Source organism: Candidatus Protofrankia californiensis (assembly GCF_900634765.1).
GTDB lineage: Bacteria > Actinomycetota > Actinomycetes > Frankiales > Frankiaceae > Protofrankia > Protofrankia californiensis.
Genome location: NZ_CAAAFT010000037.1, coordinates 1 through 15968 on the forward strand (window position 1 = coordinate 1; position 15968 = coordinate 15968).

At 67.6% G+C, this 15968-nt stretch carries 17 protein-coding genes, 1 tRNA gene and 1 pseudogene; 12 read left to right on the forward strand and 7 right to left on the reverse strand.

Features of this window, described 5'->3' with window-relative positions; all coding sequences use genetic code 11:
- Positions 1 to 190 precede the first annotated feature (190 nt).
- Together DD1DGNOD_RS01550 and DD1DGNOD_RS01555 are read left to right on the forward strand one after the other, a co-directional pair.
- Entirely contained in the window at positions 191 to 1123 is a 933-nt protein-coding gene (locus DD1DGNOD_RS01550; protein ID WP_131769280.1) for an ABC transporter ATP-binding protein, read from the forward strand.
- The gene (locus DD1DGNOD_RS01555) at positions 1120 to 1926 is read left to right on the forward strand and encodes an ABC transporter permease (protein ID WP_131764822.1); all 807 of its coding nucleotides are present in this window, start codon (positions 1120 to 1122) and stop codon (positions 1924 to 1926) included. The genes DD1DGNOD_RS01550 and DD1DGNOD_RS01555 overlap by 4 nt, the downstream gene beginning before the upstream one ends.
- A 54-nt stretch (positions 1927 to 1980) precedes the next feature.
- Here the strand turns inward: DD1DGNOD_RS01555 and DD1DGNOD_RS01560 are convergent, their stop codons facing one another.
- Complete coding sequence (locus DD1DGNOD_RS01560) at positions 1981 to 2241, reverse strand: DUF6158 family protein (protein WP_131764821.1); 261 nt, start codon at positions 2239 to 2241, stop codon at positions 1981 to 1983.
- Between the two features lie 46 nt (positions 2242 to 2287).
- Complete coding sequence (locus DD1DGNOD_RS01565; RefSeq protein WP_206442879.1) at positions 2288 to 3478, reverse strand: acyl-CoA dehydrogenase; 1191 nt, start codon at positions 3476 to 3478, stop codon at positions 2288 to 2290.
- 536 nt (positions 3479 to 4014) lie between these two features.
- Between DD1DGNOD_RS01565 and DD1DGNOD_RS01570 the strand changes: the two genes are divergently transcribed.
- The 7 genes and pseudogenes from DD1DGNOD_RS01570 (at position 4015) to DD1DGNOD_RS01600 (ending at position 9243) form a co-directional block, all read left to right on the forward strand.
- Positions 4015 to 4431: a hypothetical protein gene (locus DD1DGNOD_RS01570; protein ID WP_131764820.1), complete on the forward strand. Its 417-nt coding sequence runs from the start codon at positions 4015 to 4017 to the stop codon at positions 4429 to 4431.
- 201 nt (positions 4432 to 4632) lie between these two features.
- Positions 4633 to 6372, forward strand: coding sequence for a carboxylesterase/lipase family protein (locus tag DD1DGNOD_RS01575; protein WP_131769281.1), 1740 nt, complete (start codon positions 4633 to 4635; stop codon positions 6370 to 6372).
- A 246-nt stretch (positions 6373 to 6618) separates the two neighbouring features.
- Positions 6619 to 7341 (forward strand): hypothetical protein, encoded by a 723-nt coding sequence (locus DD1DGNOD_RS01580; protein ID WP_131764835.1) that lies wholly within the window; start codon positions 6619 to 6621, stop codon positions 7339 to 7341.
- A 182-nt stretch (positions 7342 to 7523) separates the two neighbouring features.
- Positions 7524 to 7596 (forward strand) — tRNA-Glu (locus DD1DGNOD_RS01585).
- A 683-nt stretch (positions 7597 to 8279) separates the two neighbouring features.
- Positions 8280 to 8393 (forward strand): annotated as a pseudogene (locus DD1DGNOD_RS30645) (IS630 family transposase); the annotation flags it as partial.
- A 188-nt stretch (positions 8394 to 8581) separates the two neighbouring features.
- Positions 8582 to 8848, forward strand: a complete 267-nt coding sequence (locus DD1DGNOD_RS01595; protein WP_131764818.1) for a type II toxin-antitoxin system Phd/YefM family antitoxin — start codon at positions 8582 to 8584, stop codon at positions 8846 to 8848.
- The gene (locus DD1DGNOD_RS01600) at positions 8836 to 9243 is read left to right on the forward strand and encodes a PIN domain-containing protein (RefSeq protein ID WP_131764817.1); all 408 of its coding nucleotides are present in this window, start codon (positions 8836 to 8838) and stop codon (positions 9241 to 9243) included. The genes DD1DGNOD_RS01595 and DD1DGNOD_RS01600 overlap by 13 nt, the downstream gene beginning before the upstream one ends.
- Positions 9244 to 9746: 503 nt before the next feature.
- Here DD1DGNOD_RS01600 and DD1DGNOD_RS01605 read toward each other — a convergent pair.
- Positions 9747 to 10004: a type II toxin-antitoxin system RelE family toxin gene (locus DD1DGNOD_RS01605; RefSeq protein ID WP_131764816.1), complete on the reverse strand. Its 258-nt coding sequence runs from the start codon at positions 10002 to 10004 to the stop codon at positions 9747 to 9749.
- Positions 10001 to 10276: a type II toxin-antitoxin system Phd/YefM family antitoxin gene (locus tag DD1DGNOD_RS01610; protein WP_131764815.1), complete on the reverse strand. Its 276-nt coding sequence runs from the start codon at positions 10274 to 10276 to the stop codon at positions 10001 to 10003. Before DD1DGNOD_RS01610 ends, DD1DGNOD_RS01605 begins: the two co-directional genes overlap by 4 nt.
- Before the next feature lie 187 nt (positions 10277 to 10463).
- Here DD1DGNOD_RS01610 and DD1DGNOD_RS01615 point away from each other — a divergent pair, with 187 nt between their 5' ends.
- On the forward strand, positions 10464 to 11381 hold the full coding sequence (locus DD1DGNOD_RS01615; RefSeq protein ID WP_131764814.1) for a TIGR03854 family LLM class F420-dependent oxidoreductase: 918 nt from the start codon (positions 10464 to 10466) through the stop codon (positions 11379 to 11381).
- Positions 11382 to 11771: 390 nt separating this feature from the next.
- The gene (locus DD1DGNOD_RS01620; protein WP_131769282.1) at positions 11772 to 12275 is read left to right on the forward strand and encodes a hypothetical protein; all 504 of its coding nucleotides are present in this window, start codon (positions 11772 to 11774) and stop codon (positions 12273 to 12275) included.
- Positions 12276 to 12382: 107 nt separating this feature from the next.
- On the opposite strand, the gene DD1DGNOD_RS01625 is transcribed toward DD1DGNOD_RS01620, so the two are convergent.
- The 3 genes from DD1DGNOD_RS01625 to DD1DGNOD_RS01635 form a co-directional block, all read right to left on the reverse strand.
- On the reverse strand, positions 12383 to 13426 hold the full coding sequence (locus DD1DGNOD_RS01625) for an NAD-dependent epimerase/dehydratase family protein (RefSeq protein ID WP_131769283.1): 1044 nt from the start codon (positions 13424 to 13426) through the stop codon (positions 12383 to 12385).
- Positions 13427 to 13540: 114 nt separating this feature from the next.
- On the reverse strand, positions 13541 to 14686 hold the full coding sequence (locus DD1DGNOD_RS01630) for a sensor histidine kinase (RefSeq protein ID WP_131769284.1): 1146 nt from the start codon (positions 14684 to 14686) through the stop codon (positions 13541 to 13543).
- On the reverse strand, positions 14683 to 15447 hold the full coding sequence (locus DD1DGNOD_RS01635; RefSeq protein WP_131769285.1) for a response regulator transcription factor: 765 nt from the start codon (positions 15445 to 15447) through the stop codon (positions 14683 to 14685). Before DD1DGNOD_RS01635 ends, DD1DGNOD_RS01630 begins: the two co-directional genes overlap by 4 nt.
- Positions 15448 to 15591: 144 nt before the next feature.
- Between DD1DGNOD_RS01635 and DD1DGNOD_RS28530 the strand changes: the two genes are divergently transcribed.
- Positions 15592 to 15968 (forward strand): glycosyltransferase family 2 protein (locus DD1DGNOD_RS28530; protein ID WP_346434247.1); only part of this gene is annotated, 377 nt, incomplete at its 3' end.

Here is a 15968-nt window from a genome sequence, read left to right on the forward strand (position 1 = left end):
TGCCCCCGACTGTCGATGGCACGTAATAGCCCCGGTTTACTAGTACTACAGTGCCTACCTTGCGATCATCCTGTTCCGACGCGTCGAGTCGGCTCCCCCGGACACCGGTGGGGCCCGGCCCGGTTGCCCCGCCGGCCCTGACGCGCGACTATTCCATGCCCGCTGCTGCCGACGACGGGCGAGAACCGGCATGACGTTCGCGATACATGCGGATGGTCTGACCAAACGCTACCGGCGCCGGACCGTAGTGGACTGCCTTGACCTTCAGGTGATGTCCGGTGACCGGTTCGGGTTTCTCGGCCCCAACGGCTCGGGCAAGTCCACGACCGTCCGCATGCTACTCGGGCTGGTACGCCCGAGCGCCGGAAGTGTCCGGCTGCTCGGCCGGAGCATGCCCCGCCATGCCCGGCAGGTGCTGCCCAAGATCGGCGCACTCGTGGAAGCCCCCGCGTTCCACACCTTCCTGCCCGCCCGGGTCGAGCTGGCTGCACTGGACTCGGCCGGGCGTGGGGGTGTCCGGCGCTCGCGCCGCAAGCGGATCGAGGAAGCTCTTGAACGGGTCGGGCTCGGCGACGTCGACGACCGGCCCATCAGCAGGTTCTCGCTGGGGATGAAACAGCGACTCGCCCTTGCCGCGGCACTGCTACGTCACCCCAGACTACTCATTCTGGACGAGCCGACGAACGGGCTTGATCCGCAGAGCATCCGGGAGATTCGTGACCTGCTGCTCGAACTGAACGCCGCGGGAACGACCGTCTTCATGTCCTCGCACCTGCTCGCGGAGGTCGAGATGCTCTGCACCGAAACGGCGATCATCTGCGATGGCCGTCTTGTCGCCCACGACTCGCTTGACGCGCTGTGCGGTCCGACCGGCCGGGTGACGCTGCGCACCCCGGACTCCGACCTTGCCGCGCATCTGCTCGAGCGCGTGCTGGAGGGCCGGGAGGGACACTCCCTGATCGCGCGGACGCGGAACCCCATGGCGCTCAACGCCGCGCTGGTCTCGGCCGGTGTGCGGGTGCACGAGCTGGTGGTGGAGCGGCGAACTCTCGAGGACGTCTTCCTCGAGCTGACCGGAAGCGACGGAAGCGACGACTGGGATTCCGCCGTGGGTGAGCGATGATCCGGGTCGAGTTACGCCTCCTGTTGATACGGCGGCGGACGTGGGTGTCGGTGTTGATGCTTGCGACGCTCCCGGTCATCGTCGCCGTCTTCCTGAAGATCAGCGGGGTCGGTTCGAAACCGGTGGGCCCGGCGTTCCTTGCCGAGGTCGTCCGCAACGGCACGTGGTTCCCGGTCGCGGCCCTCGCTCTCGTCCTACCGTTGTTCCTGCCGGTGGCGGTGCTTCTGCTGGCTGGAGAGGCGATCGCGGGCGAAGCGAACGCCGGTACCCTCCGTTATCTGGTGATACGCCCGGTCGGACGAGGGCGGTTACTGGCCGCCAAGATGATTTCGATCATCGCCTACCTGCTGATCGCGGTGAGCGCGGTGACCTCGACCGCGTTCACGGTCGGATGGGGGCTGTTCGGGCTCGCTCCCATACAGCCGCTGTCCGGTACGGGTCCGCCCTTCTCCCTGCCGGAGGCGGCGGCCCGAATCGGGTTGTCGGCGCTGTTCGTGGCCGCCTCCATGCTCGGGATCGCCGGATGCGGGCTGTTCCTGTCAACGATCGCATCCACACCGCTCGCGGCTACCCTCGGCGCGCTTGGCATCCTGGTCACCGCGGGCGTGCTCGACCAGCTCCCGTCCGCCGAGATCATCCAGCCCTACCTGCCCACGCACTACTGGATGGCGTTCGTCGACCTGTTCCGCGAACCGGTCCCCTGGTCCGGCATGAAACATGGGCTGATCCTCGAGGGAGGCTACGGCACGGCCATGCTCGTCCTGGCCCGGATCGTGTTCGCAACCCGGGACATCACGAGCTGACCCGGAACATCACGAGCCGGCCCAGGAGATCACGAGCCGGTCAGGCCAGGGACATCACGAGCTGGCCCGGCCCGCGGCGACCGCGGCACGGCGGCTGCCGGCACGGGTCCGTAGCGGGTCCGGTGCAAGGGCTCGCGCGAACCGCCGCAGGTATTCGTACTCGAGGCTGAGCATCCGTGAAGTGTGCGTGTCGAACGCGTCCCTGGTGCCGTGCAGGAACGTCTCGTGCCGGGTCTCGTGCAGGTGTTCCACTTCGCGGACGAGGTCCTCGTCGGACAGCTCGCCCGGTGGGACGCCTTCAGGACGATGCTTCATACCATCCCCGGTACCCGCTTGGCCTGCTCCGGTCACCTGCCGCCAGTCACCACCAGAACGGATCGAGGTCGTCCAGGACGACGCCCGCGAGCGCCTCGAGATCATGTTCGACGTGGCTGTGGCGCAGGTAGAAACCAAGGTCCGCGACACGCCGGGCGTAGCCGCGGTCGGAGCACAACGGACCCGGGCCGAGCGCGCGCCCCACCAGGTCGATCACCTCCGCCGCACCTGCCTCGATCGTGGCCCGCACCTGCAACGCACGCCGCCGTGCCGACCCGCCGGCATCGTCCGGATCGGCATCGATTTCCCGTGCCGCCGTCTCCAGGACGCAGCGCCCGGCCATCAGCAGTGCGTCCACCCGGCCCAGGTGGGCCAACGCGCGCGCGTCCAGCGGCCGCGCGTGTTGACCGGCGGGCCCATGGTGGCCGGCGGAGCCGTATTGGCCGGCGGAATGGTCGGCCCAGCCTTCGTGGTCGGCTCGGCCGAGACGGCCGGCGGCGAACAGCGGACGGGCCACTCCTATCGCGCCACCGAACCAGCAGGCCGCAACCCCTGCCGCGGCATGCCAGAAGACGGGCCGGTCCGTGTACGTCGCGACCGCACCGGACCGGCCGGGCGTCCCGACAGGTCCACCCACCGGTACGGCCTGCGCCCCGTCGAACAGGACGGTCGCGGTGTCGGCACCGGTCATCATCTGGGACGCTCGCCCGCCCGCAGCCACCGCGATGTTGCGATCGTCCAGCCGCACGGCGAACAGCTGGCGTGCCTCCCCGGTCCTGACGGCAGTGATCTCGGCTGTCACCAACGCGTGGGTAAGCACCCGCGCCCCCGAGCACGATGACCTGGCGCCGTGCAGCGTCCAGCCGTCCGGACCCCAGCGGGCAACCAGTGGACTCACCGGAGTGTCGACGTCCCACACTCCCCATCGTTGATCGCGCTCCGGTGCCGGCCCACCCAGGTCGTCCAGGATCGCCACTGCGCCGGCGTGCGCGTCCGCCAGCCGTGCCAGCGTGACATCGTTGACAGCGAGATCAGCGAGGGCACGCCAGCGCGTGGCGGTGGAACCCGCCGCGGGCAGCGGAAGATCGAGCCGGCCGGACTCGATGAGCGCGCCGAGCGCCGCGCCCACCATGGTCGGATCCGACAGATCCGCGGGCAGCGCCCGATCAGGATCCGCGCCCGGCGGAACGTCAAGCGGGATGTCGAACGGGCTGGCCATCGTGACGCTCGTTGTCATCAGGTCCACCTCATGCCATGTGCGTGTGCGGACGGGTGCCCGACGCCGCCGCACGTCCTGCTACCGCTGATCCTGTTACTACAGGTAGCTGTAATGCGGCGAACGGTAATTGATTTGTGTCCCGTCCTGCGGATACCAAACGTGACCCACCCCAGGAGCGCCTACGGTCGGTGACGCAACATCCACGCTTGCCCAACGCGTGGCGACAGCACTACGCATGGCACCAGAACCAGTTAGCGTACCGCTTATATCAGCCAAAACCATAGCAACAGGTCAAGATATGGGGGTGCCACACGATGTCGTGTGATGCCACCATGGATGTGGGCTACCGTCACGGCAGCTACCGTCACGACAGGAAAGGTAACCGCATCGCTTCAGGTCGCCGTGCCCTGCGACAGGTGCCGGGACGGATGTTCCGACCAGTTCTCCACACCCGCGTGGGACACAGCACCACGCCGGTTGTTCAAGCGCTGATCCTTGCAATGGCTGTCGCGGTGGGTGGGCCGATTGCGATGTTGTTCAGGGCAGCGGATCCTATGAGAGCCGCCCTACAGCTCGGCCCCGCCATCGCGGCGGATACCGGCGACCGCAGGGACGCGGTCATCGCGGACGCCTGCCGTTTCACGAGTACGGATGACCCGCTCCACGTCGTGTTCACGGCCCGAACGGCCCCGCACCCGGCCGCGAAAACCTATCTGGCCGCAAGAACGAGCCTGACCACAACAGCAAGCCTGGCCGCGGGAACGATGAACGCCGCCGCCCCCGTCATCGCACCACCCACCGGGACGCAACTGGTGGTTGACAGTCATGGCGACGTCCCCGAGCCGGCATCCATGAAGACACCGAAACCCCCGGAGGCAAGCGGCTCCATCACCTTCCATCCAGCCGCCGACCTGCGGGCATCCGTCATGGCGACACGCCAGGCGAAGAGTCTTGCCGGCCCTGATCACTGAGAGCGCCCAAGGGTGCAAGATGTCCGGTTCCGGCTCACGGCACCCGGGCCGTATACCTTGCATATAATTATCAGTTTCGTGCACGCGTTACCTGCCCACCGCGGCCGTGCGGCGGACGAGCACCTGTCATCGCCGCTGGATCCGCACCGGCCACCGGCATGGATCGATCGTGGGCATGGACCATGACATCGGGGAGCAGCCATGGCGCCGGTCCGTATCCGGCGTACGACGTTGTGCGCGGTACTGCTGTGTTTCGCCGTTGCGTCCTGCCTTGCGGCTGTCTCGTGCTCGGCCAACTCGACGAGCGATGACCGCGAACGCGCCGGCAGAGGTTCAACGAGAATCAGCCAGACCATCGCGCCCATAACCGGCGGTACGGTTCGGGGCGTACGCACCTCCCTGGGCACGTCCTTCTACGGAATCCCATATGCGGCACCGCCGGTCGGCGACCGGCGCTGGCGGCCACCCCAACCCCCCGAATCCTGGCAGGGCGTTCGGGACGCCACGAAGAAAGCACGCCCCTGCCTTCAGGGCAGCCCGAGCGACGGCGGCCTGGGCGAGCAGTCCGACGAGGACTGCCTCTTCGTCGACGTCCACGTTCCTGACACAGGCGCTGACATCGACATCGACGGCGGCCACGATACGAGCGGCAGGACAAGCAGCGGCAGGACGAGCGGCAGTCTGCTGCCGGTGATGTTCTGGATCCACGGCGGCGGTTTCGTCGGCGGCTCCGCAAACGAATACGACGGAAGCGTGCTCGCCGCGGCGGGCAGGGTTGTCGTCGTCTCGGTCGAATACCGCCTGGGCATCCTGGGATACCTCGCCCTGCCAACGCTGAACGCCGAGAGCGGGCAATCGCGGACGGACGACTCCGGAACATACGCGATTGGGGACATCACGGCCGCGCTGCACTGGGTCCACGACAACATCGCCGCATTCCACGGCGACGCCGGAAATGTGACGGTCTTCGGCGAGTCGGCCGGTGCGATCAATACCTGCGCCCTCCTCTCCTCCCCGCCCGCGTTCGGCCTGTTCCATCGTGCGATCGTGCAGAGCGGCCCGTGCACGTGGCCGTTCCCGACAATGCAGGATGCCGAGCGGACCGGGACCGATGTCGCACGCAGACTCGGCTGTACCGACCCCGCCCGGACAGCTGCCTGCATGCGTGCCATACCCGCTCGGACCGTGCTGGCCGCAGCCGACCGGCAGGCCGACATCCTCAGTCCGTTTCCGTGGGCGCCCGTGGTGGGTGGACGGACACTGCCGACGCCGATATCCACGGCCATTGTCACGGGCGCCTTCGCGAGAGTGCCGGTCATCATCGGGACGGTGAAGGACGAGGGCCGCGGCTTCACCACCGCCTGGAACAACCGGCCCGGGACAATCACCGACCGGCAGGTGGCCGAAATCCTCGATCGGCATTTCCACGACAGGATCGATGCCATCCTCAGGGGCTATCCGGCGGGTTCGGCGCCACCGACGGAACGGCTCGCCCGCGTCATCACCGACGCGATGTTCACCTGCCCGAGTGTGACCTCGGCGTCCATGCTGGCCCAGGCCGGTGTGCCGGTCTTCTCCTACGAGTTCGACCTGCCAGACATCGCCCCGTCCATGCCGGACACCCTTGCCGGCGCCTCGCACGGATGGGAAATCGCTTACCTGATCCCGAAGGCCAACCAGAAATGGACCAGCACCGCGCACAGGAAACTGTCCACCACGATGATCGAATACTGGACGCGGTTCGCGGCCACTGGAGACCCGAACATGCCGCCAAACGAAAAAGGTGGCACAGGTGCGGCGGACCGGACAGCCCCCACAGCGTCGCCTCCCGTATGGCCGGCCCATACCGAAGAGCAGGCACGAACACTGACGATCACGCCGGGCGACATCCATCCGATCAGCACCCTCGCCAGCGAACATCACTGCGAGATCTGGCGGTAGTGCCGGGCCAGGTGCGGCCAGCGACAGCCCCTCCTGCCGCCAGAGGCACTAGGGCGGTCAGGGGCAGCCGGGGGCCCGGAGGCCGGGGCGCCAGCCCAGGGCAACCAGATGCGTCAGAGACAGCCGGGGCGGCCAGGGACAGTAAGCAGCGCAGGTCGAGGACTTCCGACTTCGGCCGGCTTCTGCCTACCCCGTCCGGATGAGACCCTGGACGCACATACCGGTCCCAGGCGAAGGGAGACGATGATGGTCGACGCCCACGCCGCCGTGGACGGGTTCCTGCCGAGCAACCAGGCCCTTCCCTTCACCAACGACTTCCCCAGGCAGCCCGTCCTGAAGATCAGAATTCCGGGCATTGGCCGGGTCGCGATCGGGGATGCCAGCCGCGGGTTGTGTGGCGGCATGGTCTACACCACTCGTGATCTTTTCGAGGCGAAACTACTCCCACCCGCGGTGAAGGAACCGCCGTCACCCGGGTCGTCTCTTTACCGCTACATCGTCCGCCGGCTGTTCGACAGTTTCGACATCCCGCGTGGCGTCGCCCGCTTCTACCGGCTCATGGCCACGCCGGACGCGGACACCGCCCGATCATCGTTGACGCTGCGCGGCGCCGGGCGGATCACCGTTGTGAACGAGTGGCCGCGGGTGCGGCTCGACCTTGACCGTGGCGTGCTGTCCCCTCTCGGCGTCATCACCTTGCGCTCCTACGACCCCTTCCAGCTCGGGCACAACCACCAGGTGCTCGCCTACGCCTACGAACAGCGGCAAACCGCGGTCACACTGCGGGTCTACGACCCGAACACACCACTGGACCGAGCTGACGCCGTGACGCTGTCGTTCGACGTTGCGCGCCCGAGCGGCCCGGTCCCGATCACACACAACCTGGCCATCGGTGGACGTCCGGTGCGAGCGTTCTTCCGCACCGGATACCGCTGGACGAACCCGCTGCCAGCGATCACGGCCGGTTGACCTCACGGGATGCGGCGCCGACCTGCGCCCGGCACGACCGACCGCCCTGCCCCGGTTCGGTTCGGTTCCGGTGAGCCATGGACGTGGGGCGGTTTGTCGTGCGGCCCGCCGTCCCCTATGCTTGCGGTGCCGACGGCAGGCGCTGCGCGTGAGTTGTGCATCAAACCCGATCGTCGTTGCCCGCCCCCATCGTCTAGCGGCCTAGGACATCGCCCTTTCAAGGCGGTAGCACGGGTTCGAATCCCGTTGGGGGCACACTTAACGTAGTTGTTTGACTGCAAAGTGTATCGATATGAAGAGTTTCGGCTAATTTGAACTACCCACCGTCTTCACGCTACTACTCAGCATGTCGTTTTGATGGTGGTTTCGGCTCTGTCGGTTGCTGACCGGTGTGGCGGTGGCGGAAATGCCCGCATGGGTTCGGTTCCTCCCGGGATACGAACCGTGCGGATCATCGGAATTGGTCGTGTTCGACTGCGGGCGGGGTGTGTCGTCCGGGGGGTGCGGCGCCCCGGTCAGCGGGTTGGACCGTTTCTGGGCCGCCCACGCGAGAACGTCTCTGATTACCTGAGCTTGGACCCTGGCCAGTCGTTCGCCTTCGGCGCCGTCGACCAGGTGGATCTCGACTTCCATCCGCAGCGACGCTCGTTCGGATCGGCGGCCCTTCGACCCGTTGCTGTTACGAGAGGTGTCATCGACCGTCTCCGAAACTGTCATTAATCGTGACGACAAATATACGGTGCGTTGATGTCCGTGGCTGGCAGGCCACGGACGGCCGCTCGCCGCTGCCAACGGCGGCTGACCTCCTTGCGTGGCGCGCGGGTCAGAGCTCACCGCGATGTTCAGGCAGTCCCTCGCAGGCCGCCGCAGGCGGTTGCGCCGCAGCAGCGCCGCTAGCGTCCTGCGTCTTAAATTCGTCCGATAAGTGTGTTGGCCGGATGGCGAGGACGGGGCGACCGAAGGCGGAGTTGGTGCTGACGGATGAGGAACGGGCGACGCTGACACGGTGGGCGCGGCTGGCGACGTCGTCGCAGACGCTGGCCCAGCGCTGCCCGCGCCGGCATGGATCAACCCGTCCGTCCACATCCCCGAGCAACCGGACGGTGACACCGAAAGGACCAGTCAGTAGTTTTCACAAGATTCTGTCGCGAAAAGGTTGACGGGTTCCGTGGCGGTTCGACGGCCACGCCGACCACGGTTCCGGTTTGTCAGAAGGTCTGAATCAGTTAGTATGAAAACCATGCGAGTCGTGACAGCTTCCGAAGCATCCCGGAACTTCAGCGCGGTCCTGGACGAGGCTGAGCACGGCGAGACGATCATGGTCACTCGTAGCGGCCGGCGCGTCGCCGTAATCATGCCGGCGCCACGTGCCAACGGTGAGGCCCTGCGGGAGGTCTTCAGCCGCTGGGGCTCACGCGCGGGCGTCGACGAGCAGTTCGCCGCGGATGTCGCGGGCGCGCGGGAGACCGCCTCCACCGAGTGGGACAGCGACCCATGGCTCGAATGATCCTGGACACCGGGGTTCTGGTCGCCGGCGCCCGTGGCCTGCTGGATCTTGCGGCGATGGGCGATCAGGATGACGTCGTCCTGCCGGCGATCGCTCTGGCCGAGTATTCCGTCGGGGTCCTGCTCACCAAGGACGAAGCAGCCCGCGCCGCGCAGCGCGCCTTCCTCGCCGACGTGCTGTCGGTGACTCCGGTCGAGAACTACACCCCCGATGTAGCCAAGCACCACGCTCAACTACTCGCCCACGTCCGCCGTCTGGGCACTCCTCGCGGCGCTCACGATCTCATCATCGCCGCGACAGCCCGCGCCACCGACCGTGTACTCGTCACCACGGACAAGCGCGCCCGTTTTGACGATCTACCCGAGGTCGCCACCCGCTTGATCAGCCCAAACTAACGAGGGGAAGCCCCTCACACCACGACGAGGAGTCGAGTACACAGCCACCTGGCGGGGTGTGGAACGAGCGGACATCAAGCATGAGCGGACGGTTTGAGTTCCCAACCGGCTTGCGGTTGCGGTTGCGGTGTGGCTACCAAAACTGGCGGGCGACCGTGCACCCGTCAACGACGAGCGGGAGACCATGCCGTTGGAGCTGCAAGGTATATGCCACCACGGAACGCGGCGGGTAGCGCTAACCCCGAGGGCAGTACCTGGCCAGGTCGTCCACTCGATCCGTGACCGGAGAGGAGACAAGAACTACCCGGTGAGGATATCCCAACCGTCCCTGAAATCACTCAAAGCTGACTGCGCATGCCACCGGCGGTCGGCACCGCATCCTGCGGAACGCTCGGTTCGCGACAGGTCCGGGCAAGTCCCGTTTTCCAACCGACTCGGTTTTCCAACCGACTCGGTCAGGCCCGCGGTCCGGGAAAGGCGCAACAGCGCGTATTTGGTGAGCATCAGCGATAGACATCTCGGCGGTGGCCGACGGCGACGGCCAGGACGATCAATTCCTCGTCCTGAATGTCATACACGATGCGGTAATCGCCAGTGCGCACGCGCCATTCGCCGGTACCGCCCACCAACTGCCGAGCAGCCGGCGGACGAGGATCGTCCGCGAGTAGATCGATCACAGCCTGCACACGGCGTCGTGCCGTGGGGGCGAGCTTGCGTAACTGGCGAAACGCACCGGGAGCGATACTGACCGTGTATCTCATATCAGGCCGAGGTCTGCCTTCACCTCGTCCCAGGGAACGGGTGTCTGCCCGGTGCTCTTCATCTCCTCGCGCGCTTGCTCGGCTTCACGTATGTCAGCCATGTCCTCGGCCAGGGCGAGGATGCGATCCAGGTCATCGGCGTCGATGACAGCGGCGACTCGCTGTCCACGGCGGGAGAGGTAGATCGGCTTGTGGTCAGCACGTACCTGATCGATGATCGCAGCCAGGCGCTCCCGAGCCTCGGACACGCTCAGTTCGGGCGACGTAGTCATAGATCAAAGGTACGGCAGGCCGCTCTCCTGTACAAGCAAGGCTCCAAGCGTACATCTTCTGTGCCACCGACACGCCTTCACCGCACGACGAGCAAGAAACTACAGAAAGTAATCGAAAAACGATATAGACGTCATACACAACCGCTCGGCGAGGAATGCTGTGGCCGGGAAGCAGCTTGGACGGGGTGTGAAGGTACGAATCGGGATCGCGCCGGGAGCGAACTCCGGCGAAGGCCTCGAGGAAATCGTCGGCCGGCTCGACGAACTCGGGGTCGACTCTCTGTGGCTGTCGGAGGTTGTGTCATCACCGGGCCCGGACCCGATCGTCGGCTTGGCCTACGCCGCCGCGCGGACCCGTCGGCTCAAGCTGGGTACCGGGGTGTCCGTGCTGCCAGGGCGCAACCCCGTGCTGTTCGCCAAGCAACTCGCCACGCTCGCGCGCCTCGCCCCCGGCCGGATCCTGCCCGCCGTGGGCCTCGGTCCGGCGCAGCCTGCCGACCGCGATGCCTTTCCCCTTCCGCCTCCCCTTCCGGCGGGACGGCGCGGCGGCCCCGGGCAGCGCGGCGCGGTGCTCGACGAGGCACTCGTCCTGCTGCGACGCCTGCTGACGGAGCCGTCGGTCACGTTCCACGGCCGGTACTTCGTACTGGACGATGTCAGCATCGGCGCCCTGCCCGCGAAGCCCCTTGACATCTGGCTCGGCGGAGCCGCACCCGCTGCGCTGCGCCGCATCGGCCGGCTCGGCGACGGCTGGCTGGCGTCCCTGGTCACACCGTCCGACGCCGCCGAGGGGATCGCGACCATCACGGCGGCGGCCGATGCGGCCGGGCGGACCGTCGATCCCGAACATTACGGGCTGAGTATCGCCGTCGCGCTGAGCGGCGACATCCTCCCGCCCGAGCTTGCCAGCACGGTCCGGCGTCGACGGCCGGACACCGACCCTGCCGCCCTCGTGCCCGTGGGCTGGGACGCGCTACGGCGCCGCATCGAGGACTACGTCGCAGTCGGGGTGAGCAAGTTCGTGGTCCGCCCGGCGACGTCCCCGCCGTCCTGGACCGACTTCATCGACCAGTTCGCCACCGAACTGCTGCCGATCGAAACCTGACCGGATCCCGCTGTCCCGCCCCCGTGGACCGCAGATGGTGGCGCGATGGCCGGTCGGAATTTCCCCACGGCATCACCCCGCTGCATCCGACGAACACCACCAGCATCACCGCCGGGCTGCGACATCACGCGTCCTGCCGGCTGCCCCGAATGGCCCTCAGGAACCTTCACGATCTGCTGACAGACAACCTTTGCCTACACCCTGCTCCCGGAGCAGACCTAAAACTGTCGTCTATACGCCAATGGTAGCTACTTGATCGCCCACCGTAAGAAGATGCTTCTGGCAGAAGAATCACATCCAGGATGTGATCGACAATCGCCAGGAGGAATCATGAGTCGTTGGGAACTCGCAAGTCGGACCCGGATACGCGCCTTCCGCGAAGGTCCATTCGTGCTGATCGTCGCCGAAGGCGAGCTGCCCACCCCCGGCTTCGAGGTCGACATCACCAAGAGCCTGCTGCGCATCTTCCCGCAGCAGTTCAATCTCCAGCGCCGCGCGAAGCCCGGCATCTTCCCCCAGCACGTCACGCCGTACCGCTACGCCGAAGCGGTCCGCTATCCTGAAGATCAACATCAGATCACGGTCCATCACGCCGACGGCACCGACCACGTCGACATCGAGCCCGCCGGCAAGGAGCTGGCCGGCTACACCGAAGCCGTCCGCGGCAGCACCGACCGGCCCGCACCGCCGGAAGGAGCAGAGGAAGCCATCGGTCTGTCGCGCACCCTCAGCTTCGACGAGGCATTCGCCAACGCCCTGGCCAACCTGCCGCCCTCGGATGCCACGCACGCCGACGCGCTGGCCCGCGTCCAGGTGCTCGAAACCGGTGGCCTGTTCGGCGGCTTCGCCGGTTTCCACCACCTGTTCGTCCGGGTCAGCCGAACCATCACCTGACCATCACCCGACCGGCGCCCGGACGGCGGCACGCCATACGATCATGGCCCTTGCGCGCTGCCGGAGGCCCAGGTCCCCGGGTCACTGAGAGCAAACGCCGTGGATCATCAGCTGCGCAGTGGGTCACAGGCGAAAGCGTTCACGCCGTCGCTGAAGGCGACCCGCGGCTGATATTCGAAAAAGTCCCGGGCACGGGCGGACGAGGCGACAACGTGCCGGACGTCACCGGCCCGATATGAGCCGGTGACGACGGGCATGGGCCCACCGAAAGCCTGAGCCAGTACAGAGGCCATGTCGCCGACGGTATGCGGCTCACCCGAGCCGATGTTGAGTGGGATGAGCTCGCCGGGTGCGCCCGGGTGCCGCAGTGCGTGCAGATTTGCCTGCGCAACGTCGTGGACGTGGACGAAATCGCGCAGTTGCCCACCGTCTTCGAACACCCGTGGCGGCTCTCCCCGTTCCAGTGCGCTGCGAAAGATCGAGGCGACACCGGCATACGGGGTGTCCCGGGGCATCCGCGGGCCGTAGACATTGTGGTAGCGCAGAGCCAGGACGCTGCCGCCGGTGACAGCGGCCCACGCGGCGGCGAGGTGCTCCTGGGCGACCTTCGTGGCCGCGTAGACGCTTCTCGGATCCAGCGGCGCGTCCTCGGTGACAAGCGTCGACTCCAGTGGCCGGCCGCAGCACGGGCACGGCGGCTCGAACCGGCCGGCATCCAGGTCGGCCGGTAGCCGTAGCCCCGGGCACACCGGCCCGTCGACCGGGCAGCGGTAGCCACCTTCGCCGTAGACCACCATCGAACTCGCCAGCACCAGGCGCCGCACGCCGCGACCGGCCATGGCGGCCAGCAGCACCGCGGTGCCGAGGTCGTTGTGTGTGGCATAGGCCGGCAGGTCGTCGAGGTCGGCTCCCAGACCGACCATGGCCGCCTGGTGGCACACGGCGTCCACGCCGTCGAGCGCAGCCTCGACCTGGGAGCGGTCGGTCACGTCCGCAACTGTCAGCTCGGCGGCGTCGTTCACCTCGGGCCGTATCCGGTGCACCGCCGGCAGCAGGACATCCAGGATCCTGACCGTATCGCCGGCCGCCACGAGCGTGTCGACCACGTGGGAACCGATGAACCCGGCGCCGCCGGTAACCAGAATGTGCATATCCGGGGACGCTAACGGCTCCGGAGCACTCCGGATCTTACGAACCGAGGAAGGCCGGAAGGAGCCGAGAACCGGCTTCCGGGCATACGTCCGTTCAGACAGCCGGGAGCGTGTTCAGACAGCCGGGAGTGCGACGACGAAGCGGCAGCCACCCCGGTGGTTGTGCACGGTGACATCGCCGCCATGGGCTTCGACGATCCCACGGACGATCGCCAGCCCGATACCGGACCGCACCCGTAGCTGATGAGGATGATCGCCGCCGCCGGGGGTTCGCGCCGCCTCGCCGCGGAAACCGAGTTCGAACAGGCGGGGCAGGTCTTCGGTGGGGATACCGCCGCACCGGTCGGCCACCGCGAGCACCGCCCGGTCCCGCGCGATGTCCGCCTCGGCGGTGACCTCCACCGTCCCGTCATCCGGAGTGTGCCGGATGGCGTTGACGAGCAGGTTGGTCACTGCCCGCCCGACCTCGGTCGCGTCGGCGACGACGAACACCGCGTGATCAGCGGTACCGGTGAAGGTGACACCCTTGGCCCGCGCGATCGGGTCCACGACGGCGATTGCGTCCGACACGAGGTCGGCGAGGCACACCTTCTCAAGGGTCAGCCGGAAGGCGCCGGCCTGCAGCCGGGCCAGTTCGAACAGATCGTCGACCATGCCGGTCAGTCGCTCGGCGTCGGCAAGTATCAGCCGATGGTAACGAGCCGCCGTCTCGGTGTCGGTCACCAAGCCGTCCTGCAGAGCTTCCGCCGTCGCCCGGATTCCCGCCAGCGGAGTCCGCAGGTCATGGCTGATCCAGGCCACCAGCTCACGCCGGCTGGCTTCCAACGCCCGCTCGCGGTCACGCGCCTGCACGAGCCGGACGTGGGTCGTGTCCAGGGTGCGTGCCAGCGTGGCGAGTTCGGCCGTCGGGACGCGGCCCGCTCCGCGGTAGTCGGACTCACCGAGAGTGGCGGCGGCATGGGTCAACGTGGTGGTGGCGGTGACGACCGGCCGTCCCAGCCGCACCGCGGCCGCGGTGGCGACCACCGCCGAGACAGCGACCACGATCAGCACGACCCGCAGGTCGTGGTCGGAGAGGAACATGGCCCGCGCGGTGCCGGCGACCCCCACCGCCACCGCGACCACCGGTACGACCGAGAGCGCCGCCACCGTGGCCCACAGCGGCCGTCCCCGCAGCAGGCGCAGCAGTGGCACCCCCGTCAACGCGGCCACGGCTGAACAGGCAAGCGCAATCATCACGACCTGTAGTTCGGCGCTCATGGCATCTCCGGTCCGCCTGACCTCTCGGGTCCGTCGCGTCCCGCACTCACCGGCGCGTTGTCGGCGGGCTGCGGCGGCGCCTGGTCGTACCGGTAGCCGACACCCCACACGGTGACGAGCATCCGGGGGGCGGTCGGATCGTCCTCGATCTTCTCCCGTAGCCGGCGGATGTGGACGGTGACCGTCGAGGGGTCGCCGTAGCTCCACCCCCACACCTGTTCCAGCAGCTCGGCACGGGTGAAGGCGCGGCCGGGATGGCGCAGCAGAAAGGCCAGCAGATCGAACTCACGCACCGTGAGGGAGAGGGTCACCCCGTGCCGGGTAGCGGTACGGGCGGCCGCGTCCACGACCAGCGTGCCGGCGCGCAGCACACCGGACGCCGGTGGCGGTGGCGGTGGCTCAGTCGCCCGCCGCAGCACGGACTGCACCCGCAACGTCAGCTCGCGCGGTGAGAACGGTTTGGTCACATAGTCGTCGGCACCCGTTTCGAGGCCGGCGATACGGTCCGCCTCCTCGTCCCGCGCGGTCAACATGATCACCGGGATCGGCCGGCGTTCCCGCAGCCGGCGGCAGACCTCGATGCCGTCGATGCCCGGAAGCATCAGGTCGAGCACGACAAGATCCGGCACGGTGGCCTCGGCCGCCCGCAACGCCGCGGGGCCGTCCGCGGCGCGGTCGACGTCGAAGCCCGCGTTACGCAGGTACCGGTCGACGACCTCGGCCACGGTCGGGTCGTCGTCGACGACGAGGACACGGGTCACGCCGTCACGATAAGGGCCTGACGACCGGTTGTAACCGGGTCGAACGCTGGCTTCTCCACTTCGTAATGTCGATGGTGCGGGCAGCGGCGGTGTTCCTTGTCCCGTAAGGGTCGATCAGACTCTTACGTGCCTACAGTCGCGCTCATGCTTACGCAACGTGACAAGACACGGCCCTCGGTGGACGTCGTCCTGCCATGCCTGAACGAGGCCGGCGCGCTGCCCTGGGTCCTGGACCGGATGCCGCCCGGATACCGGGCGGTCGTCGCGGACAACGGCTCCCACGACGGATCATCCAATCTGGCCCGCGAACGCGGGGCGGTCGTGGTCACCGTGCCCGAACGCGGCTACGGAGCGGCGGTACACGCCGGACTGCACGCCGCGGACGCCGAGGTGGTCTGCGTGTGCGACGCCGACGCATCCCTCGACCCGGCACAGCTGCCCCGTCTTGTCGACGGACTGCTGGCTGGACGCGCCGAACTGGTGCTCGGGCGGCGGCGCCCGACCTCGGTGCGGGCCTGGCC